Source organism: Streptomyces sp. NBC_00984 (assembly GCF_045162475.1).
GTDB lineage: Bacteria > Actinomycetota > Actinomycetes > Streptomycetales > Streptomycetaceae > Streptomyces.
On record NZ_CP108734.1, the window covers coordinates 824,850 to 845,048 of the forward strand.

The 20,199-nt window shown below is 72.9% G+C and carries 16 protein-coding genes; 4 read left to right on the forward strand and 12 right to left on the reverse strand.

Going from position 1 to position 20,199, the window contains the following annotated elements; translation table 11 throughout:
* Positions 1-106 precede the first annotated feature (106 nt).
* The 5 genes from OG520_RS03430 to OG520_RS03450 form a co-directional block, all read right to left on the reverse strand.
* Positions 107-1,237, reverse strand: a complete 1,131-nt coding sequence (locus OG520_RS03430; RefSeq protein ID WP_406012117.1) for an acyl-CoA dehydrogenase family protein — start codon at positions 1,235-1,237, stop codon at positions 107-109.
* Positions 1,234-2,421, reverse strand: a complete 1,188-nt coding sequence (locus OG520_RS03435) for an acyl-CoA dehydrogenase family protein (RefSeq protein WP_406012118.1) — start codon at positions 2,419-2,421, stop codon at positions 1,234-1,236. The genes OG520_RS03430 and OG520_RS03435 overlap by 4 nt, the downstream gene beginning before the upstream one ends.
* Entirely contained in the window at positions 2,418-3,386 is a 969-nt protein-coding gene (locus tag OG520_RS03440; protein ID WP_406012119.1) for an NADPH:quinone oxidoreductase family protein, read from the reverse strand. The genes OG520_RS03435 and OG520_RS03440 overlap by 4 nt, the downstream gene beginning before the upstream one ends.
* Before the next feature lie 181 nt (positions 3,387-3,567).
* Entirely contained in the window at positions 3,568-6,252 is a 2,685-nt protein-coding gene (locus OG520_RS03445; protein ID WP_406012120.1) for a beta-N-acetylglucosaminidase domain-containing protein, read from the reverse strand.
* Positions 6,253-6,475: 223 nt separating this feature from the next.
* Positions 6,476-7,207, reverse strand: a complete 732-nt coding sequence (locus OG520_RS03450; RefSeq protein WP_406012121.1) for a PIG-L deacetylase family protein — start codon at positions 7,205-7,207, stop codon at positions 6,476-6,478.
* Positions 7,208-7,371: 164 nt separating this feature from the next.
* Here OG520_RS03450 and OG520_RS03455 point away from each other — a divergent pair, with 164 nt between their 5' ends.
* Together OG520_RS03455 and OG520_RS03460 are read left to right on the forward strand one after the other, a co-directional pair.
* On the forward strand, positions 7,372-8,748 hold the full coding sequence (locus tag OG520_RS03455; protein ID WP_406012122.1) for a rhodanese-like domain-containing protein: 1,377 nt from the start codon (positions 7,372-7,374) through the stop codon (positions 8,746-8,748).
* Positions 8,745-9,506, forward strand: coding sequence for a sulfite exporter TauE/SafE family protein (locus OG520_RS03460; RefSeq protein ID WP_406012123.1), 762 nt, complete (start codon positions 8,745-8,747; stop codon positions 9,504-9,506). The genes OG520_RS03455 and OG520_RS03460 overlap by 4 nt, the downstream gene beginning before the upstream one ends.
* 34 nt (positions 9,507-9,540) lie before the next feature.
* Here the strand turns inward: OG520_RS03460 and OG520_RS03465 are convergent, their stop codons facing one another.
* Entirely contained in the window at positions 9,541-9,819 is a 279-nt protein-coding gene (locus OG520_RS03465; RefSeq protein WP_093546175.1) for a metal-sensitive transcriptional regulator, read from the reverse strand.
* Positions 9,820-9,919: 100 nt separating this feature from the next.
* Here OG520_RS03465 and OG520_RS03470 point away from each other — a divergent pair, with 100 nt between their 5' ends.
* Positions 9,920-10,492 carry a rhodanese-like domain-containing protein gene (locus tag OG520_RS03470; RefSeq protein WP_406012124.1) on the forward strand — a complete coding sequence of 191 codons (573 nt, stop codon included), beginning with the start codon at positions 9,920-9,922 and terminating at the stop codon, positions 10,490-10,492.
* Between the two features lie 90 nt (positions 10,493-10,582).
* On the opposite strand, the gene OG520_RS03475 is transcribed toward OG520_RS03470, so the two are convergent.
* On the reverse strand, positions 10,583-11,878 hold the full coding sequence (locus tag OG520_RS03475) for an alpha/beta fold hydrolase (RefSeq protein ID WP_406012125.1): 1,296 nt from the start codon (positions 11,876-11,878) through the stop codon (positions 10,583-10,585).
* 104 nt (positions 11,879-11,982) lie between these two features.
* Here OG520_RS03475 and OG520_RS03480 point away from each other — a divergent pair, with 104 nt between their 5' ends.
* Positions 11,983-13,146, forward strand: coding sequence for an ABC transporter ATP-binding protein (locus OG520_RS03480; RefSeq protein ID WP_406012126.1), 1,164 nt, complete (start codon positions 11,983-11,985; stop codon positions 13,144-13,146).
* A 116-nt stretch (positions 13,147-13,262) separates the two neighbouring features.
* On the opposite strand, the gene OG520_RS03485 is transcribed toward OG520_RS03480, so the two are convergent.
* From OG520_RS03485 to OG520_RS03505, 5 genes are all read right to left on the reverse strand, one after another.
* Positions 13,263-14,546: a transporter gene (locus OG520_RS03485; protein ID WP_406012127.1), complete on the reverse strand. Its 1,284-nt coding sequence runs from the start codon at positions 14,544-14,546 to the stop codon at positions 13,263-13,265.
* Between the two features lie 4 nt (positions 14,547-14,550).
* Positions 14,551-15,138, reverse strand: coding sequence for a hypothetical protein (locus tag OG520_RS03490; RefSeq protein WP_406012128.1), 588 nt, complete (start codon positions 15,136-15,138; stop codon positions 14,551-14,553).
* Complete coding sequence (locus OG520_RS03495; RefSeq protein ID WP_406012129.1) at positions 15,135-17,264, reverse strand: hydantoinase/oxoprolinase family protein; 2,130 nt, start codon at positions 17,262-17,264, stop codon at positions 15,135-15,137. The genes OG520_RS03490 and OG520_RS03495 overlap by 4 nt, the downstream gene beginning before the upstream one ends.
* A 100-nt stretch (positions 17,265-17,364) precedes the next feature.
* Positions 17,365-18,975, reverse strand: a complete 1,611-nt coding sequence (locus tag OG520_RS03500; RefSeq protein ID WP_406012130.1) for an FAD-dependent oxidoreductase — start codon at positions 18,973-18,975, stop codon at positions 17,365-17,367.
* Entirely contained in the window at positions 18,972-20,123 is a 1,152-nt protein-coding gene (locus OG520_RS03505) for a LacI family DNA-binding transcriptional regulator (protein ID WP_406012131.1), read from the reverse strand. The genes OG520_RS03500 and OG520_RS03505 overlap by 4 nt, the downstream gene beginning before the upstream one ends.
* Positions 20,124-20,199 lie beyond the last annotated feature (76 nt).

The window sequence follows — 20,199 nt, forward strand, 5'->3', positions numbered from 1 at the left end:
GGTGCCCGATACCCCGCCGACCGGGGAGACGGCGGAGCGGAGGCGCGTGTGCACGCGCCTCCGCTCCCAAGTCCCGCATTCACGCGGGCCGTTCCTCTCTCCCTCGCTACGGCGCGGGCAGCTCCACGAGTTCGGCAATGGTCTCGCGGTGCCGCCCGGCCGTGCCGTACGCGATCGAGTCGGCCTTGGCGCGCTTGAGATACAGGTGCGCCGGATGCTCCCAGGTCATGCCGATCCCACCGTGCAGCTGGACGCACTCCTCCGCGGCGTGCACGGCGACCTCGGAGCAGTACGCCTGCGCGACGGCCACCGCCAACCGCGTGTCCTGGCTGCCGGTCGCGAGGGCGTCCGCGGCGTTCCGCGCGGCGGCGCGGGCCGACACGACCTCCAGCCAGAGCTGCGCCATACGGTGCTTGAGCGCCTGGAACGAGCCGACCGGCCGGTTGAACTGGTGGCGTTCACGGGTGTATCGGACCGTTTCGGTCAGGCACCACTCGGCGATTCCGAGCTGTTCGGAGGCGAGCAGTCCGGCGCCCGCCAGCAGACCCCGGCGCACGGCGGCGACCGCGGAAGCGCCGTCGGCCAGCCGGGTCCCGGCAGCCCCGGTGAGGGTGACGGTGGCGAGCGGGCGAGTCAGGTCGAGCGGTACGAGCGGCTCGACAGCGACGCCTTCGGCACCGGTCTCGACCGCGTACAGACCGTCGGTCGTCGGCACCAGCAGCACATCGGCGGTGGCGGCGTCGGCGACGCCGGTCACCGTCCCCGCCACCCGTCCGGCCACGACACCGGCCGGCTGAGCGGCGTCGGGCGCCGGAGCGGCGAACGACACGGCGAGCGCCGCGACCCTGCGGCCCGCGGCGAGGTCGCCGAGGAGCGCGGCAACCGGTCCGTCGGGCACACCCAGCGCGAGGAGCGTCTGGGTGGCGACGACCGCACTGGTCAGATAGGGCGAGGGCGTGACGCCGCGGCCCAGCTCCTCCAGCACCACCGCGGCCTCACGATGACCCGCGCCCTGCCCGCCGAACTCCTCGGGCACCAGCAGCCCCGCGGTGCCGATGTCGGCGGCGAGGGCCTTCCAGAGCCGCGGGTCGTACGGGGTGTCGGACTCGACGCGGGCGAGTACCGACGGCGCGTCGCTCCGGTCGGCGAGCAGCGAACGCACCGCTGCCCGCAGATCCTCCTCCGCCTCCGAGTACAGCAGATCGGGTTCGTGTTTCTCTTCGGTCGGTGCGGTCATCGGGCCAGGTCCTTCCAGGCGACGTCCTTGTCGTTGCGCGGCTCGGCGGGCAGGCCGAGGACGCGCTCGGCGACGATGTTGAGCAGCACCTCGCTGGTGCCGCCCTCGATGGAGTTGCCCTTGGATCGGAGGTAGCGGTAGCCGGCGTCCCGTCCGGTGAAGTCGACGAGTTCGGGCCGGCGCATGGTCCAGTCGCCGTACAACAGCCCTTCCTGGCCGAGCAGTTCGACTTCCAGTCCGCTGATCTCCTGGTTGAGCCGGGCGAAGGCGAGCTTCATTCCGGAGCCTTCGGGGCCGGGCTGTCCGGCGACGAGCTGCTGGCGCAGCCGGGTGCCGGTGAGCCTGGCCACCTCGGCCTCGACCCAGAGGGTCAGCAGGCGCCGGTGGAGGTCGTGGGTGCGCAGTTCCGGACGTTCGCGCCAGGTGCGGGCGACCGGGCCGATCATGCCGCCCTCGCGCGGGATCCGTGCCCCGCCGATGGACACCCGCTCGTTCATCAGCGTGGTCTGCGCGACCTTCCAGCCCTCGCCGACCGGGCCGAGGCGCCTGCTGTCGGGGATGCGCACGCCGGTCAGGAAGACCTCGTTGAACTCGGCCTCGCCGGTGATCTGGCGCAGCGGCCGCACCTCGACGCCGGGGTCGGTCATGTCGCAGATGAAGTAGCTGATGCCGCGGTGCTTGGGCTGGTCGGGGTCGGTACGGGCGATGAGGATAGCCCAGCGGGCCAGGTGGGCGCTGGATGTCCAGACCTTCTGCCCGTCGACCACCCAGTCCTCGCCGTCACGGACGGCGCGGGTGCCGAGGGCCGCGAGGTCGGAGCCCGCGCCCGGTTCACTGAAGAGCTGGCACCAGACCTCCTCGCCGACCCAGAGCGGCCGCAGGAAGCGCTCCTTCTGCTCGTCGGTGCCGTATCCGAGGATGGTGGGGGCGGCCATGCCGAGGCCGATCCCGATCCGGCGCGGGTCGTTGTCGGGGGCGCCCGCCGCGGCGAGTTCGGCGTCGACGACGGGTTGCAGGGAGCGCGGGGCGTCGAGGCCGCCGAGGCCGGCCGGGTAGTGCACCCAGGCCAGTCCGGCGTCGAAGCGGGCCTTGAGGAATTCGGTGCGGCCGGTGGTGACCGGGGGGTGTGCGGCGAGCAGGTCCTGGGTGCGGCGGCGGAGCTCGGCAGCGTCGGGTGCGGTCATCGGGTGGCTCCTGACGGGAGGACGACGATCCGGCCGGTGCTGGTGCCGTCGGCGACCCGCTGGACGGCGTCGGCGGCCCCGGCGAGCCCGACGCGTTCGCTGATCAGCGGCTTGACGGCGCCCTGGGCGGCGAGCCGGGTGAGCTCGTCGTGGCAGGCGCGGACGGCGGCCGGGTCCTTGGTGTTGTACAGGCCCCAGTGGAGTCCGACGATCGAGTAGTTCTTGACGAGTGCGTGGTTCAGCGCCGGGGCGGGGATGACACCGCTCGCGAAGCCGACGACGATCACCCGGCCCTCGAAGGCGACGCACTTCACGGACTTGGCGTAGGCGTCGCCGCCGACCGGGTCGTAGACCACGTCGGCGCCGCGCCCGCCGGTGGCTTCCTTGACCGCGGCGACGATGTCCTCGCTGTGGCGGTCGATGACCAGGTCGCAACCGAGCCCGGCGGCGGTCCTGGCCTTGTCGGGGCCTCCGACCACACCGATGACGGTGGCGCCGGCGGCCTTGCCGAGCTGGACGGCAGCACTGCCGACCCCGCCGGCCGCCGCGTGGACCAGGAGCGTCTCGCCCGCCCGGAGGTGTGCCCTGCGGTGCAGGCCGAACCAGCCGGTCTGGTAGCCGATGTGCAGGGCGGCGGCCTCGGCGTCGTCCAGGGTGTCCGGGGCGGGCAGCAGCGCCGCCCCGTCCGCGACGACGTATTCGGCGAATCCGCCGTTCGGCAGGGCAGGGGTGGCGAGCACCCGCCGCCCGTCCGCCGTCCTGCCGCAGATCTCCACGCCGGGGGTGAAGGGCAGCGGCGGCCGCACCTGGTACTGGCCGCGACAGAGCAGCGCGTCGGGGAAGTTGATGTTCGCCGCGAGCACCTCGATGAGCACCTGCCCGTCGCCGGGCGTGGGCCTGTCCGTCTCCTCCAGCCGCATCACCTCGCTCGGCTCACCGTTCCGGTGCACTCGCCATGCCTGCATGAGGGGCCTCCACAACACTGTCGGCATTACCACTGCTCCGGCGCATACTAAGCGGTCGCTTGCCGCTCTGGGAACAACCCGCCGCTACCGGTTTCGGCCGGACCCGGACATGGGTGCGCCCGGTCCGGACCGAAGGGAGCTTCGGTCCGGACCGGGCGCGGGACGATACCGTGCGCGGGCGTCAGCCCTGGCCGGCCACCACCACGTCGGCGATCTGCGGTGCCGCCGAACCGGCGCGCCAGGCGAGCCGCACCGCGTCGGCCGTGCGACCGGCCGTGTCCACCCGGGTGTACGGGCCGTCGAGCGCGCCGACGGTCCGCCACGTTCCGTCGGTCGCCCGCAGCTGGATGTCGGCACGGGCCGTGGAGCCGGCCGGCTGCAGAACGGTGACGGAGGGCACCGCACGTGCGGCGCCGAGCCCCAGCTCCAGCGTCTCCCCGGCCTCCGGGGCGCGAGCCGCCCGGTAGACGGTGCCCGGGTCCCCGTCGGACGCCGCGCGCAGCGAGGATCCGGCCGCGGCGGGCGGCCCTCCGGTCACCGCGCCGTCGTCCGTCGGAACGCTGAACTCCCGTACGACGAGCCAGTTGTCCTGGCCCGCGGTCGCCCGTGCCCGCACGTAGCGCGCCTTCGTCCCGGCGGGCGCGGTCGCGCCGACGTCCGGCTTTCCGGAGAAGGCGGTGAGCTGCTGCCAGCTCTGTCCGTCGGCCGAGTACTCCAGCACCCCCTGGTGGAGGTAGTCCTCGCTGCTGCCGGGCTTGGCCATCGCGAGGGTGACGGAGCCGAGGTCCCGGACCCGGCCGAGATCCACGGTGATCCCGTCGCCCGCGGCGGGCGCCCCGTCGCTCCAGAAGTAGGTGGAGTCGTCACCGTCCAGTATCCGGGCGACCGCGTTGCTCTGGTACGTGCCGAGGTTCGTCGAGACCGAGGGCCTGCCGCTCACGCCGAGGATCCGGTCGTGCTCGGCGTCGGCCGCGTCGATGAACCGGTCCAGGACGCCGTCCCCGACGAGGACCGGCACCTTGCTCCCGTCGAGCCCGGTGTAGGTGAAGGACTTCGCCGCGGTGACCTGTGCGGGCAGCTGCTGCCGCAACTCCCAGGCCTGCGCGCCCTTTCCGGCACGGGCCGCCTCGACCATGCGCAGGGCGGTACGGGCGGCGGTGGCCCAGGATCCGGTCGCGTCCAGCCAGGGGGCGGCGTCGGCGACGAAGCCGCGGTCCGGGAGGCCGGAGCGCAGCCGGCCGGGCGCCGAGCCGAGCGTGCCGAGTACCGAGGTGAGCCGGGCGGCGTCACCGGACTTCCAGTAGCGGGCGAACTCCGCCGCCAGTTCGGGAGCCTGGTCCTTGTTGAGGGCCGAGCTGTAGTTCGCGTCGGCGAAGGCCCGTAGCGCCTGCTGGGTGCGTGGGTCACCGCCCGCGTACTCCTTCAGCCCCTCGCCCCATGAGGTGCGGGGGTCGTACGCGGCGTCGTTCCAGGCGTAGTCGGCGACGGTGTACAGCGCGATCTTCGAGGCGTACGGCTGGATCATCGGGTTCGCCGTGATCCCCGCCAGCTTGCCGGGCAGGCCCTTCTCGCGCCCGCTGAACGGACCGAGCAGCAGCCGGTTCGTCGCGTAGTCGTTGACCGGGTAGTTGTCCCAGGTCAGGATCGGGTGGCCGAAGGCCGTGCGGGCGGCCTCCGCCTGTGCGACGGTCATGGTCGGCGCGACGACACCGACGCCCGTCCACTCGACCAGGACATTGGGGTCGAGCTGCTCGGACAGCGCCTTCTTGTACGGCGAGGCGGAGACGTTGTAGTACTCGGTCGGGACCATCTGGAGCGGCTGGGCGCCCGGGTGGGTGGCGATGAACTCCTTGTTGACCCGGTTGAGCAGATAGGCCTGCGCCGCGCCCGCCGCACCGCCGCCGGTCCCCCACTTCGCCTTGTCCTCGGCGCAGTTCCAGTCCGTGTAGCTGATGTCGTCGAGCGGCACGGCGAAGGTACGTACGCCGATGTCCCAGATGGTCTGGAACTTCTCGACCAGCGCCTCGGCGTCGGCGTCGGAGCTGTAACAGACGGAGAGGCCGGGCGAGAGCGCGTACGTGAACTCCACATGCCGCTGCGCGGCCCGGTCGGCGAGCTCCTTGATCCCGGCCAGTTGGTCGGCCGGGTAGGCGTCGCGCCACTTCGCACGGAGATACGCGTCGTCCTTCGGCGAGTACACGTAGATGTTCATCTTGTGCTCGCCGTAGTAGTCGAGCTGGTCGAGCCTGGCCTCGCGCGACCACGGGGTGCCGTAGAAGCCTTCGATGACGCCGCGCAGCGCGGTGCCGGGCCAGTCGCGCACCGCGAGTCCGGCGACCCGGGCGCCGGGATGCCCGGTGTGCGGCAGGATCTGACGCAGCGTCTGCGCGGCGTAGTACGTGCCCGTGGTGTCCTTGCCCGCGAGGACGATGCGATCGGCGCCGATGCCGAGCACATAGCCGTCGGCAGGCAGCGCGGACGGGCCCTCGATCTTCTGCGCGACGAGCGCGGCCGCGTCACCGACATGGACGGTGAGACCGTTCCGGGCGGGTCTGTCGCCGCGTACGACGCGCTGGGCGCCGGCCCGGCGCAGCGCGCTCTCCACGACCTGGATGGCGGACTCGTCGGAGGTTCCACCCGCCACCACGGTGACGGTCGGGCTGATGGTGATCCGGTCGGCCCGGGTCTTCACGGACTGCGGGGTCGGCGTGATGGCGGGGGCCGGCCGGTCGGCGGCGGCCTTCGCCGGGGTGGCGGTACGGGCACCGTCGGCCGCCTGGGCGGGCGGAACCGCGGTCAGCAGACCGCCGATGAGCAGGGTCGCCGCCGTACCGAGCGCGGTGAGACGGGGTGGGCGAGGCGTCACTAGTCCTCCATTGATCACTCAAGTCACCAGAGTCGCGCAACACAACAACACCGAATTCAACATCGTGGCGCTTACATGTCAATGGTCTGGACAACATCAACACGTGGACCTGGGCTTTTGCCCCCTGCAAGGGGTACCCGTGCAAGCCCGACGCCGAACATGCAGAGCCGGAATACCGAGCAGGAACGCACCGCCGGAATGCCGAGCGGGGCCCGGACCGGACTCAGCGAGCGAACAGCTCGAACGTGACGGCCGGACGACCGCCGAACCGCTCCCCCTCGACCCGCGCGTGATCCGTCAGAAAGGTGCGGCAGTACGCCTCGGGGTCCTCCTGCGTCAGTCCTTCGATGTACGTACGGTGGGCCAGCAGCGACTTCACCGAACGCTCCAGCCCGGCCGTGGCGTCGACGGCATGGGTGGGTGCGCTCGACCCGGCGACCGCGACCCACCGCACCCCGTTCCACGGCTGGAGCCCCGCCTCCGCGAGCTCCGGGAAGATCCAGCGGTTGCCCGCGTCGGCCGCGGCGTCCAGGGTGGCGCGGCCGACCGCCCGGTGGTCGGGGGTGTTCCAGGCGACGCCGCCCCAGGTGTCCCGGTGATTGAGCGTGATGACCAGCTCGGGGCGGTGCCTGCGGATGGCCGCGGCGATGTCCCGGCGCAGCGGGAGGCCGTACTCGATCACGCCGTCGCGGTGGTCGAGGAACTCCACGGTGGAGAAGCCGACGACCGCGGCACTCGCCCGCTGCTCCCGCTCGCGCAACGGCGCGCACTCCTCCGGTTCCAGCGTGTCGATGCCGGCCTCGCCACGGGTGGCGAGGAGGTAGGAGACCTCGCGACCGCCGTCGGTCCACCCCGCGACCGCCGCCGCGCAGCCGTACTCCAGGTCGTCGGGGTGCGCGACCACGGCGAGGGCGCGCCGCCAGTCCGTGGGCATGGGCGCGAGCTGCTCCGTCATGTCGGCAGGCTAGCGCCCCGCGATCGGCCGCGCCGCGCGTTCCACGGACGTCTTCTCCGGCGTATCGCACGTCTCACCCCGCGCATGAATACCCCCAGGGGTATCGATGTTAGCCTGAGGCAGAGATACCCCCCGGGGTAAAGCACCAGGGAAGGAGCCGTGTCGTGTTCTTCGTCGACACCATCGAGACAGCGGGTCTCGGCAACCGCAGTTATCTGGCGGGCGGGCAGCGGTCCGCCGTGGTCGTGGACCCGCCGCGCGACATCGACCGGGTCATCGCCGCTGCCGCCCGGCGCGGCGTGCGGATCGCCCTGGTGGTGGAGACGCATCTGCACAACGACTACGTGACGGGCGGCCTGGAGCTGGCGCGCGTCACCGGGGCGCGGTACCTGGTGCCCGCCACGGCCCGGGTCGCCTTCGCCCGTGTCCCGGTCTCGGACGGTGACGTCACCCCGGTCGACGACGGCCTCGCGCTGCGTGCGCTCGCCACCCCCGGGCACACCCCGCACCACACGTCCTACGTGCTGGCGGAGAAGGGCCGCGACGTGGCCGTCTTCACCGGCGGCTCGCTGCTGATCGGCAGTGTGGGCCGGCCCGATCTGGTGGAGCCCCGGCTCACCGCCGAACTGGCCCGCGCCCAGCACGCCTCCGCGCACCGGCTCGCCGATGAGCTCGCGGACGCCGTGCCCGTGCTGCCCACGCACGGCTTCGGCAGCTTCTGTTCGTCCTCGCAGGCCGAGGGGTCGGCCACGACCATCGGCGACGAGCGCGAGCGGAACGACGCGCTGGTCAAGGACGTGGACACCTTTGTCGCGGACCTGCTCGCCGCTCTGGACGATGTCCCCGCGTACTACGCGCACATGGGCCCGGCCAATGCCGCAGGACCGGCCCCGCTGGATCTGACCCCGCCCGACCCGGCCGATGCCGAGGAGATCGCCCGGCGGCTGGCCGCGGGCGAGTGGGTGGTGGATCTGCGCAGCAGGGTGGCGTTCGCCGAGGGGCATGTCGCCGGATCGTTCAACTTCGAGGGCGAGGGCCTGCTCGCCACGTATCTGGCCTGGCTGATCCCGTGGGGCAAGCCGGTCACCCTGCTGGCGAGCACCGCCACCGACCTGGCCGACGCACAGCGGGAACTGTCCCGCGTCGGCATGAGCCGTCCGGTCGCGGCGGCCACCGGCGGTCCCGAGGACTGGGCGGGCACGGCGACGGCGCTGCGGTCGTCGCACCGGTCCGACTTCGCGGGCCTGGCTGCGGCCCGGGAGCGGGGCGAGGACCCGGTCGTACTCGATGTGCGCAGGGACTCCGAGCACCGTACGGGTGCGGTCACGGGGGCGGTGCACATCCCCCTGCACGAGCTGCCGAAGCGGCTGGGCGAGGTGCCGCCGGGCGTCGTGTGGGTGCACTGCGCGGGCGGGACGCGAGCGGCCATCGCCGCGTCGATGCTGGACGCGGCGGGGCGCGAGGTGGTGGCCGTCGACGACGGTTTCGGCGCGGCGGCGCAGGCCGGCCTGTGTCCCACCGTCCCCGTGCCCGCCCCATGACCGCACTGGTCGTGGCGCTGGCCGCCGGTGCGGTGGTCGGCCTGGCACTCGGCGGACTGGGCGGCGGCGGAAGCGTGCTCGCCGTCCCCGCGCTGATCTACCTGCTCGGCTTCGATCCGGCCGCGGCCACCACCGCCGGACTCCTCATCGTCATCGCGACGTCCCTCACCGGGCTGGTCGCCCATGCCCGGGAGGGCCGGGTCCGCTGGCGTACGGGAGGGCTCTTCGCGGCGGCCGGAATCATTCCGGCCGCGGTGGCCGGGGCGCTGTCGGTGCGGATCCCGTCCGGGGCGCTGACCGCGGGGTTCGCCGTGCTCGCGGTGGTCGCCGCGGTACGGATGCTCCGCCCGCGGAGCGAGCCGGCGCCGCAGGCCGGGGACGGCGCGGGGGCCGCGCCCGCCGGACGGGTCGCGCGCACCGGCGCCGGGCTCGGCGCGGTGACCGGGTTCCTCGGCGTGGGCGGCGGGTTCCTCGTGGTACCCGCGCTGGTCACCGTGGTCGCCGTTCCGATGACCGCGGCGGTCGGCACCAGCCTGCTGGTCATCACGGTGAACTCCACGGCCGCGCTGGTCACCCGGCTCGCCACGCCCACCGCGCTGGACTGGGCGACGATCGCCCCGTTCACGGCGACGGCGGTGCTCGGCGCCTGGGACGGGCAGCGGCTCGCCGCGAAGGTGTCCACGGCCGCCCTGCAACGGATCTTCGGCGCGGTACTGCTGGCCGTGGCCGTGTTCATGCTCGTCGACGCCGTGACATGAACCACGGCGCCCCTCCTCGGCCGGTCCGGCAGGCTCAGGCCAGCGAGAGAAAGAGCTTCTCCAGCCGCGCCCGCATCTGGTCGCGGTCCGCGGGCTCCTGGCCGCCGTCGGCCATGCAGTGCTGCAGACCCGTCGCGATGATCGCGAAACCGGCCCGGTCCAGCGCCCGGGACACGGCCGCCATCTGTGTGATCACGTCCTCGCAGTCCCGGCCCTCCTCGATCATCCTGATGATCCCGGCGAGCTGGCCCTGTGCGCGGCGAAGGCGGTTGAGGACCGATTTCAGTTCGTCGGCCGCCATGTCGAGTTCCACAACATCCTCCTCCTGATACCCCAAGGGGTATTCTAACCCGACCGGGGAAGGGGGGACCGCTTCCCTCCCGAGCCCCGGTGAACGAAAGGAAACACTGCTCGTGACCAGCCCCGTCTCCCTCTCCCCCGCCCAGGCCGCGGCCCGCCTCACGGAGTTCACCGTGATCGATGTACGGGCTCCCGGCGAGTACGCCTCCGGACATGTTCCCGGTGCGCTGAACATCCCGCTGGACCGCCTCTCCGAGGCCGTGCCCGCGCTGAAGTCCGCCGCGGCCCGCGGCTCGCTGCTGATGGTGTGCGCCTCCGGCGTCCGCTCCACGCGGGCCTGCGACATTCTCGCCGCCGCCGACATCGACGCCGTGACGCTCTCCGGCGGCACCTCCGCCTGGGAGGGCGAGGGCCGCGATCTCGACCACCCGGCCGGATCCCGCGCGACCTGGCCGATGGAGCGTCAGGTCCGGCTCGCCGCCGGTTCGCTCGTGGTGGCCGGCCTGCTCGCCGGGGTGCGCTTCCCCGCGGCGCGCTGGATCTCCGCCGGTGTCGGCTCCGGTCTCGTGTTCTCCGCCGTGACCAACACCTGCGGCATGGCGGCGGCCCTGTCGAAGCTCCCGTACAACCGGCCCCCGCGCTCGGCCACGAGCCTGGACGCCACGCTGCACGCCCTCCAGAGCTGACATCCGTGGTTCCGTGAGCGGGAGGAGCCGGTCACGCACGCTGTGTGGCCGGCTCCTCCCCCTCACGGAGACCAGAAGGACGGAGAACGGTCAGACGTCGTCCCGGACCAGGGCGAGCAACCGGTCCAGTACCCGCGGTCCGCCCGCACGCAGCCCGTCGTGCTCGTACTCATTGGTCACCCAGGTGCGCAGGCCCCGGATCGATGCCGCCGTGCGCAGCGCGTGTTCCGTGTCGACGTACATGTCGTCGTGGTAGACGGCTGCCGCGACCGGCACCTGATTGGCCGCCAGGCGCTCGGGGTCGTACAGCGGCGGCCAGTCGGTGCGGGCGGCCAGCAGTTCGGCGGTCTCGCGCAGCGGGCGCAGCGCCGGGTCCACCTCGAAGTGCCAGGGGTGGATGCTCTCACCGGTGAAGAGCACCGGACCGTCGCCCTCGATCGCCGCGGCGGCGTCGAACTGCGGGAATTCGGCACGGACCCGCTCGGCCGCCCAGCCGGTGGGCTGCTCGCCCTGGCCGTAGATCGCCTCGTGCATCAGCGCGTACAAGGGATGCCCGGCGAACGAGGTGGCGGCCCGCATGGCCTCCTGGAAGGTGTCGGAGAGCTCGGTGCCGAGCGGCGTACGGACGAAGGCGTTCTCCAGCAGATAGTGCAGCTGGTGGCTGCCGTTGCCGCCGCCCAGCATGATGCCGAGGGACTGGAACCCCTCGGGCGTCAGACGGTGTCCGGCGCTTTCCGGGCGGTGCTCCGCCAGGTGGGCGGTGATCTCCCGGGCGCGTTCGGCGTCCTGCGGGTAGCGGGCGTAGTGGGCGGCGACCTTGTGCTCGATCCGGGGGTAGGCGGCCCGGTACACGTCGTCGGCGTGCGCGTCGAGGGAGGGCAGCCCACCGGTGATGAGGACGGCCTTGAGCCCTTCGGGAGCGGCCGACAGGTAGCGGACGGCACAGAAGCCGCCGAAGGACTGGCCGAGGACCGTCCACGGTTCGCCGCCGGTCAGCTGCGGGCGGATCAGCTCGCAGTCGCGCACGATGTTGTCCGACCGGAAGTGGGCGAGGTAGTCGGCCTGCTCGCGCGGGCCGCCGCGCAGCGGCAGGGTCTGCCGGTTGGCCGGGGTGGAGAGGCCGGTGCCGCGCTGGTCGAGCAGCAGCACCCGGAATTCCCGCACGGCCCGTCCCAGCCAGGCCTCCGCGCCGACGAAACGCCGGGCGCCGAAGCCGGGGCCGCCCTCCAGGTAGACCAGCCACGGCAGCTCCTCGTCGGTCCTGCCGCTCGCCACGGTCTCCCTGCCGAAGACTTCGATCTGCTCGCCGCCCGGATCGCCGTGGTCGAGCGGGACCGTGAAATAGCGGTCGGTGAAGACGATGCCGGGGTGCCGGTAACTGTTCACAAGGTGCTCCTGAATCAGATGTCACGGACAGTTCAGCACACGGCCGTGACACGGACAGTCGCGGCCCGTGTGCGGAACACCCGGGGGCCTCCTACCGTGCAGGCATGATCCGGTTCGAGCAGGTCGGCAAGGTGTATCCGGACGGCACCAGAGCGGTCGACGATCTCTCCTTCGAGGTCGCCGAGGGAGAGCTGGTCACCCTCGTCGGACCGTCCGGCTGCGGCAAGACCACCACGATGATGATGGTGAACCGGCTGATCGAGCCCTCGTCGGGACGGATCCTCGTCGACGGCGAGGACATCGCCGGCGTCGACCCGGTGAAACTGCGACGCCGGATCGGCTACGTCATCCAGCAGGTCGGCCTCTTCCCGCACCGCACGGTCCTCGACAACACCGCGACCGTCCCCGCGCTGGTCGGCTGGAAACGGGCGAGGGCCCGGGAGCGTGCGGCCGAGCTGCTGGATCTGGTGGGCCTCGACCCGAAGACGTACGGCTCCCGGTACCCCGCGCAGCTCTCCGGCGGACAGCGCCAACGGGTGGGTGTGGCAAGGGCGTTGGCGGCGGATCCGCCGGTACTGCTGATGGACGAGCCGTTCGGCGCGGTCGACCCGGTGGTGCGCGAGCGGCTGCAGAACGAATTCCTGAGCCTGCAGGCGACGGTCCGCAAGACGGTCCTGATGGTCACCCATGACATCGAGGAGGCAGTCCGGATGGGCGACCGGATCGCGGTGTACGGGGCGGGGCGCATCGAGCAGTTCGACACCCCGGGCGCCGTACTCGGGGCTCCCGCGACTCCGTACGTGGCGCAGTTCGTCGGCGCCGACCGGGGCCTGAAGCGGCTCTCGGTCACCACGATCGAGCCGGCGGACCTGGAGGAGCCGCCGGTCGCCGGCCTGGACGAACCGGCCCGCGCGGCGGCGGCGCGGCTGGGCGGCACGGGGGCCCGCTGGGCGGTGGTGCTGAACGGCGACGGCGATCTGCACGGCTGGGTGGCGGCGGACGCGTTGCGGATCGCCGGTGACCACGGCACGGTCGGCGAACTGGCCCGCAGGATGGATGCCTGGGTGCCGGTCGGGGCCCCGCTGAAGCAGGCGTTCAGCGAGATGCTCCAGCACGACGCGGGGTGGGTCGCGGTACTGGACGGGTCCCGGTTCCTCGGCGTGCTGACGCCGGCCAAGCTCCACGAGGCGCTGCGCCGCTCGGTCGACGCGGACGCACGGGGCGTGGGCCGGGACGAGGTGCGCTTCGACTCGGTCGCGGACGCGTAGGGAGGGACGGGCGCGGCCGAGCGCAGGAAGAGGCGGCGGCCCACCCCCGGCTCGTTCGCCGGATTCGTCTGCGGCTCGTTCATGGGTGAACTCCGTCCCGGGAGTGGGTGACCGTGTCAGAGGTAGGTGGCGGCGGTCACGCAGAAGCCGCCGAGGGCGACGGCCCAGACGTACGGCAGGGTGCGGAGCATCACCTGCTGCGGGGTGACGCCCGCGTACTGAGCGCTCCACACGGTCTGGGTGCTCGTGGGGTCGGCGACGCCGAACACCTGGTTGTACGAGGTGGCCAGGCCCAGGACCGCGGTGGCGGGGTAGATGCCGGCGGCGATCAGCACACCGGCGATGCCCGCGCCGAGGCCAAAGACGTTGAGCGGGCCGCGGTAGAGGCAGAGCGGTACGAGGACGGTGAAGACGAGGACGAACAGCACCGCGTTCTGCGGGCTGACCGCCTTGACGAGAGGTTCGAGCGCCTCGATCGCTCCGGGCAGCTTCACGGCCGCGAGCAGGATGCCGATGGCGATGAACAGGGTGATCGGCGCGGCGGCCACCTCGAAGCCGCCGTACAGGGTGCGCAGCAGCCGCTTGTTCATCTCGCTCGGCCGGGTGGTGGTGACCAGGCAGTACAGAACGCCCGCGAGCAGCGAGGGAATGATGGCCACGTCGAGGCCGAGGGCCAGGACCAGGGGCACGACCGGCGTGAGCAGCGCGTACCAGGGGGCGTCGCCGAGCCGGGCACGCCTGCTGGAACGCGGCTTCGGCGCAAGGGACTTGGCGGACCAGGCGTGCTCGACGCCGCGGCGGCGGGACTCGACGAGGACGAAGAGGACCGCGGCGGCCAGCGCGAACGGGAACAGCTTGACCATGAATCCGCGCACGGTGGGGACGGGTAGTTCGAGCGCGGTGGAGAAGAACTGCCAGACCGGGAGCTCGAACGGCATGCCCGCCGCGATGCCCATGAGGATCGTGCCGGCCGCGGTGACCTTGGGAATGCCGACGGCGATCATCGCCGGGATGCCGATGATTCCGGCGAGCATCGCGGCGGGCGCGGAGCCCGTCACCGTACCGACGAGCGTGGAGACGGCGAGGACGCCGAGGGCCACCACGACCGGACGGTCGCCGCCGAATTCGACGATCTTGCGGACGAGGGTGCCCGCGATGCCGGTCTCGTCCAGGAGCTTGCCGAGCCAGGAGCCGAGCAGGATGGCGATCATGGTGGCGGCGAGGGCGGGTGCGCCCTCCTGGAGGACCGTGTCCAGGACGCTGTTCTTGCCGGTGAGCGGGGCGCCCGCGACGAGGGCGATGACGACGGCCAGGACGACGAGCGCGAAGGCCGTGGGGAGTTTCCGGGTGAGCATCGCGGCGACACCGGCCGCCATGACGAGGAGGATGACGACGCCCATGGCGTTACTTCTCTCTTCCGTGCGGTGCGGTGGTGGGGTGCGCGTCGGCGGTGGCCAGCGCGGCGGTCAGCAGCAGCGGGCTGCGGCCGAGTCCGCAGGCGGTGCGGGCGTAGGCGTGGGCGGCGATCTCCTCGGCCCCGGCGACATGGCCGTACAGGCGTCGGCGTCCGGCGCGCAGCACGACATGGCCGAGGGCGCGTTTCAGTTCCGCCTTCGCCGGGCCGTGGTGGAGCAGTTCGTGGACGGCCTCGTGCGCGAGGGCCGCGGCGCGCACCGAGCCCGTCGGGTACCAGTGGCGCCAGCCGCGCTCGTCGACCAGGGCCTCCGCGCGGGCGAGGGTGTCGGTGTACAGCTCGACGGTCGCGGGGCGCGAGGTGTAGCGGGCCAGGAGGCCGTGTTCCAGCCCGCCGTCGCATTCGACGACGCGGGCGCGCGACGGGGCGGGGGTGAGCCGGGCCCCGAACTCCGTCGCCACGGTGGCCCAGTGGCGCAGCAGATCGCGGTCGCGTCCTTCGTGCGTGGGGGTGGCCGCCAGGAGCCGTACGCCGAACTCGACGTCGTCCGTGGCGGCGAGGTCGGCGGTCCGGCTCATGTCCGTACCTCCACGACCGCGATCACGGACTCGTCCGCGGCGCGGGTGCCGAGTTCGCTGCGGGCCAGGGCGAGCAGTGGCTGCGGGTCCAGGACGCCGGAGAGGTCGGCGATGCGGGAGCCGATGAGCAGCCGCAGGGCGGGGGCCCGGACTCCGCCGTCGCCGTACGAGGTGGCCTCGCCGACGAGCCGGGCGAGCGTCTCGGGGGCGCGGGCGACGGTGGTGGTCTCCACCAGGGCGTCGGGGGCGTGCAGCCGGACGACACCGTCGGCGTCGACGACCCGCACCGGGTGCCGGGTGGTGCGGAAGCGGCGCCGGATCTCGGTGCCGTAGACGGTGTGGGCGGGAGTGCCGGCCAGGATGCTCACGTCCGAGGGGTCGGCCTTGAGGCTGGCCGCCGCGGCCCGCAGCCGTTCGTCCCCGTCGGCGCGGTGGGCGCGGTCCTGGGTGCGGAGTTCGGTGGCGCCGGTGGCCACCGCCCGTACCGTGCTGGTCTGCGGGTCCACGGTCACTTCGACCTCCACGCCGTCGGCGGCGGCGCCCTGGGCCACGACGGCCGCCTCGGCCTCCGCGCGGACGGCGAGGATCTGTTCCTGGCCGGCGCCCGGGATGATCCGCTCGATCTGTTCACGGACCAGGGCGAGGGCGACTCCGATGGGGCTGATGACCTCGCTGTGCCGGGCGATCCGGCCCTCCTGGCCGGTGACGGACGCCAGGTGCGGGGTCACGGACGCGGCGCCTCCGCCGCCCCCGACCAGCACCGCGGTGTCCTTCTCCAGCCGGTAGTCGCGGATCATGGCGTCGGTCACGGCCCTGACCTGTTCGATGCCCGCGTCGAGGAGCCGGGTGGCGGCCGTCGCTACATCGGTGGACAGCGCGGCGGCCAGCGGGGCCAGCGCGGCCTGGGCCACGTCCTGGTCGCAGCGGGCGAAGTCGCCTTCGGGAACCCGGCCCAGCGCGTTGGCCGCGCAGGTCATCGTGAGCGCGTACCGCCCGCCGGCCGCGTCGATCACGGCGTAGTCGTCGGGGTCGCCCTCCATCGGCCGGACGGTGGCGACGCGCGCGTCGCGCAGTTCGTCGAGCGTGGCGAAGCAGGCGTACGGCAGTCCGGCGATGTGCGCGCTGCGGGGCCCGACGCCGACGACCCTGCCGCCGCCGATCCGGACCATGGACCCGCCGCCGACGCCGACGGTCCGCACATCGAGCGCGGAGAGGTACGACGCCTTGCCGAGGATGGTGGCGTGCCGGACGGCGACCTTGCCGCGGCGCACGACGCTGATGTCGGTGGAGGTGCCCCCGGTCTCCAGGAACAGGCCCTCGCTGATCCGTTCCCGCATCAGCGCGCCCGCCACTCCCGCGGCGGGGCCGGAGAGCACGGTCAGCAGCGGGCGTCGGCGCATCTCGTCGAGCGACATCACACCGCCGTCGCACCGCATCACCATCAGCGGCGCGTTCACCCCGGCCTTGGTGATGGAGGCGTCGACGAGGTCCGCGGTGGCCAGCATCCGGGGCAGGATCGCGGCGTTGACCACGGCGGTGCGGGTCCGCTTGGCGAGTCCGTACAGGGAGGTGATCTCGTGCGCGGCCGTCATCGGCAGTCCGTGCGGGCGGGCCGCTTCGAGGACCGCGCGCTCGCCCTCCGGCCGGTCGACGCCGAACGGCTCGCTGGCGACGAGCACTTGGGCACCGTCCCGGGTGACGGCGTCGACGGCGCCGCGCACCTCGTCGGCGTTCTCGGGGTCGGCCACATGGGCGTAGGAGAGCGGCAGCCGCTTGCCCGGGGCGAGTTCGAGCCTGCCGAGCGAGGCGAGCCGGCGGGTGAGCGCGGCGCCGGGTCCCGTTCCGATGCCGATCAGCCCGACGGTGGCGACATCGCCCTCCAGCAGGGCGTTGGTAGCCTGTGTCGTGCCGTGGGCCAGGAACGCCACGTCCTCGGCGGCGCGGCCGGTCTGTTCCAGCAGCCGGTCGAGTGCCTCGACGATGCCGTGGGCGACCCCGTCCTCGTGGTGGTGGCTGGTGGGAACCTTTACCTGCCCCAGCAGGTCGAGGGTCGTGGCGTCGACGGCCACGGCGTCGGTGAAGGTTCCGCCCACGTCGATACCGACGCGGATGCGGTGGGTGGTCATGGCTGGGCACCTCCTTGTGCGGGTGGGTTGATGCGCGGGCGGGCCGGGTGGGACAGGTGGAGCTGTCCCACCCGGCGTTTCACGGATTCCGGACGGGCCGTCAGTAGCCGCGTACGTCGGGCCAGTGGCGCTGGACCCCGGCGCGGTCGAGCAGCCGGGCGAACGCCTCGTACCGCTTGTCCTCGGACTGGACCTGGTGCGGTTCGACGCCCTCGGCGAGGCAGTGGGCGGCCAGGGCACCGGCGACCTCGCCGATGTTCCACTCCACCGGGTGGAGCCGGTAGCAGCCGTTGGTGATGTGGGTGGTGCCGATGTTCTTGCCCGCGGGCAGCAGATTGCGGACGCGGCGTGGCACGAGGGCGCCGAGCGGGATCTCGAACGGGACCGAGCCGATGTCGATGTAGTTGTCGCCTCCGGTGGAGGGGTGCAGATCGATGCGGTAGCTGCCGACGCCGACCGCGTCCCGGTGGCGTGTTCCGCCGTGCGGGCCGACGAGGTCGATCGCCACGTCCTGCTCGGTGACGGTGGTGACGGCCTTGATCCGGCGGGATTCGCGTACGTACGGGGCCTTGGCGAGGCCGTCGTCGGTGCCGGTGATGTCGGGGCGGATCCGCAGTCCGGGGAAGCCGGTGCCACCGTCCTGGCGCGGGGCCTCGGTCTGCAGCCAGTACAGCACCGACAGCGACAACTGCCGTGCCTCGGCGACCGCTTGTGCGGAGACCTCGTCCCCGGCGCCGACCAGCGGCTTGAGCCAGTAGTCGTTGAGCGGCCAGTTGACGAGCGTGATGTCGGAGTCGAAGGCACCGGGGCGGTGCATTCCCCGGGCGAGGATGCGGCGGAAGCCCCACAGTTCCTTGTCGCCCGCGTCCGCGCTCTGGTCGGCGCTGACGGCGAGCGGGTCGACGTCCGGGTTGGGGACGAAGGTGCGCGGTACGGATTCCAGGGAGCGCGGGTCGGGCGCCTGGAATCCGAGGAGCGGGCCGGGCCAGAAGTCGGGGCGGTAGGAGCGCCAGAAGTCGTAGTCGGCGGGGCGGTCGACGGTGTGGTTCTCGCCCTCGTGGTGGGAGAGCGCGAAACACACGGTGATGCCCTGCTGGTTGAGCGGCTGGGCCTGTTCGGGGGCGTGCGGTTCGTCGAACTCGCTCCGCGCCTCGGCTCCGATGGCGTGCTCGACACCGCCGAGTTCGAGGAGTTCACCGGTCTCGGTGGCGTCGACGACGTAGCGGGCGGTGACGGTGGTGCGGTCGCCGGTCCGGAGGTCCTCCAGCGTGACCGACCGGATGACATCGTTGTCCGCGTCGGCGGCCACGGCCCGGTGCTCGGTGAGCAGGGTGAGGCGGCCGGCCGCCCGGTGCGGTGCGAGCATCGCCTCCAGCACGGTGAGCGCGACGCGCGGTTCGTGGCAGAGCTTGCTGACGCGTCCGGCGCCCGGGTTGAGGCCGGTGAGGGCGAGGGCCTCGGAACGCATCGGGTACCACTGGCGGTAGTACGCCCGGATGCCTTCGCGCAGCCGGCGGTACGAGGCGGTGGTGCCGAACTGCTCCACCCACGGGTGCTCGTCCGGGGGGACGGCCTGGGAGGTGAGCTGGCCGCCGATCCAGTCGGTCTCCTCGGTGAGGACGACGGTGCGTCCGGCGCGGCAGGCGGCGAGCGCGGCGGCGACGCCGCCGAGTCCGGCGCCCACGACGAGGATGTCCGGTTCGGGTATCACTGGTCTCCTTGAGCTGTACGTACGGGTGGTGCGGTCGGTCGGTGGTCCTCGGTGGCGGGCGGCGGGCCCGAGGTGGCGCCGGGCCGGAAGGTGCAGGCGACCAGGGGTTCGGTGGCCTCCTCCCCCGCGACCAGCGCGGCGAGCATGCGTACGGCGGCCGCGCCGAGCCGGGTACGGGGGATGTCGAAACCGGTCGGCTCGGGCCCGTCCGCGAGGTCGGCGGGCGGGCTGCCGAGCAGCGCCAGGGAGGCGTCGCGTGGGCAGTCGATCCCGGCTTCGGCGACGGCGCGGCGCAGGGCGCGCCAGGCGGCCCCGGTGTCGGTCTCCTCGGCGACGAACGCGGTGACGCCGTCGGCGAGCCAGCTCCGCAGCCGCTCGGGGGTGAGGTCTCGTTCCGGGTCCGCGGAGCGGAAGACGCTCTCGGGGCCGCCGGCCGGGCCGACGGCCTCCAGCCCCTCGATGAAGCCCTGCTCACGGTCGGTGGAGGCGGGCGCCTCGTCGTCCTCGCGGATCAGCACCATCCTCCGGTGCCCGAGCGCGGCGAGGTGGTCGACGACCTCCCGGGCGGCGCTCACGTAGTCGGCGCCGACCCAGTGCAGGCCCTCCGGCTCGTCCCGGCGGCCGAGGTGGACGACCGGGAAGCCGTCGGCGACCAGCCGGCCCAGCTCCTGGGCCGGCGCGTGGCGGCCGAGGAACAGGCAGCCGTCGGCGAGACGGACCCGGTTCAGCGCGTCGGGTCCGGCGGCCCCCGCGCCGCCGGTGCTCGACCCCGTGAACAGCACCAGGTCGTAGCCGCGCTCCGCGGCCTCGCGCTCCACGCCCACCAGGAACGGGTAGTACGAGTGCTGCACATCGGTCGGGAACGTCGCGGTGAAGCTGAACACGCCCAGCAGGTTGTTGCGCGCCGCCGCGAGCCTGCGGGCCGCCGGGTCGGGGACGTAGCCGAGACTGCGGGCCGCCTCCAGGACCTTCTGCCGGGTCTCCTCCGAGATCGCGGGCCCCTGTCTCTTGTCCGCGAGCACCAGCGAGACCGTGGCCTGCGAGACCCCGGCGAGCCGTGCGACCTCCGCCTGCCGCGGGCGGGCCGTGCGGCCTGCCGGTGCGGGTGCGCGGCCGGGCCTGGCCCGCCTCCTGGGTTCCTCCACCATGGCTCCTCACATCGATTAATGCGTATTAGTAATGCGCATTAACGAGTACTGTGAGGGTCGGCCGGGCGTCGGTCAA

Coding starts and splice junctions, on each gene's coding strand:
- OG520_RS03430 (WP_406012117.1), bottom strand. CDS start 1,237: ATGACCGCACCGACCGAAGAGAAACACGAACCCGATCTGCTGTACTCG.
- OG520_RS03435 (WP_406012118.1), bottom strand. CDS start 2,421: ATGACCGCACCCGACGCTGCCGAGCTCCGCCGCCGCACCCAGGACCTG.
- OG520_RS03440 (WP_406012119.1), bottom strand. CDS start 3,386: ATGCAGGCATGGCGAGTGCACCGGAACGGTGAGCCGAGCGAGGTGATG.
- OG520_RS03450 (WP_406012121.1), bottom strand. CDS start 7,207: ATGACGGAGCAGCTCGCGCCCATGCCCACGGACTGGCGGCGCGCCCTC.
- OG520_RS03460 (WP_406012123.1), top strand. CDS start 8,745: ATGACCGCACTGGTCGTGGCGCTGGCCGCCGGTGCGGTGGTCGGCCTG.
- OG520_RS03480 (WP_406012126.1), top strand. CDS start 11,983: ATGATCCGGTTCGAGCAGGTCGGCAAGGTGTATCCGGACGGCACCAGA.
- OG520_RS03485 (WP_406012127.1), bottom strand. CDS start 14,546: ATGGGCGTCGTCATCCTCCTCGTCATGGCGGCCGGTGTCGCCGCGATG.
- OG520_RS03490 (WP_406012128.1), bottom strand. CDS start 15,138: ATGAGCCGGACCGCCGACCTCGCCGCCACGGACGACGTCGAGTTCGGC.
- OG520_RS03495 (WP_406012129.1), bottom strand. CDS start 17,264: ATGACCACCCACCGCATCCGCGTCGGTATCGACGTGGGCGGAACCTTC.
- OG520_RS03505 (WP_406012131.1), bottom strand. CDS start 20,123: ATGGTGGAGGAACCCAGGAGGCGGGCCAGGCCCGGCCGCGCACCCGCA.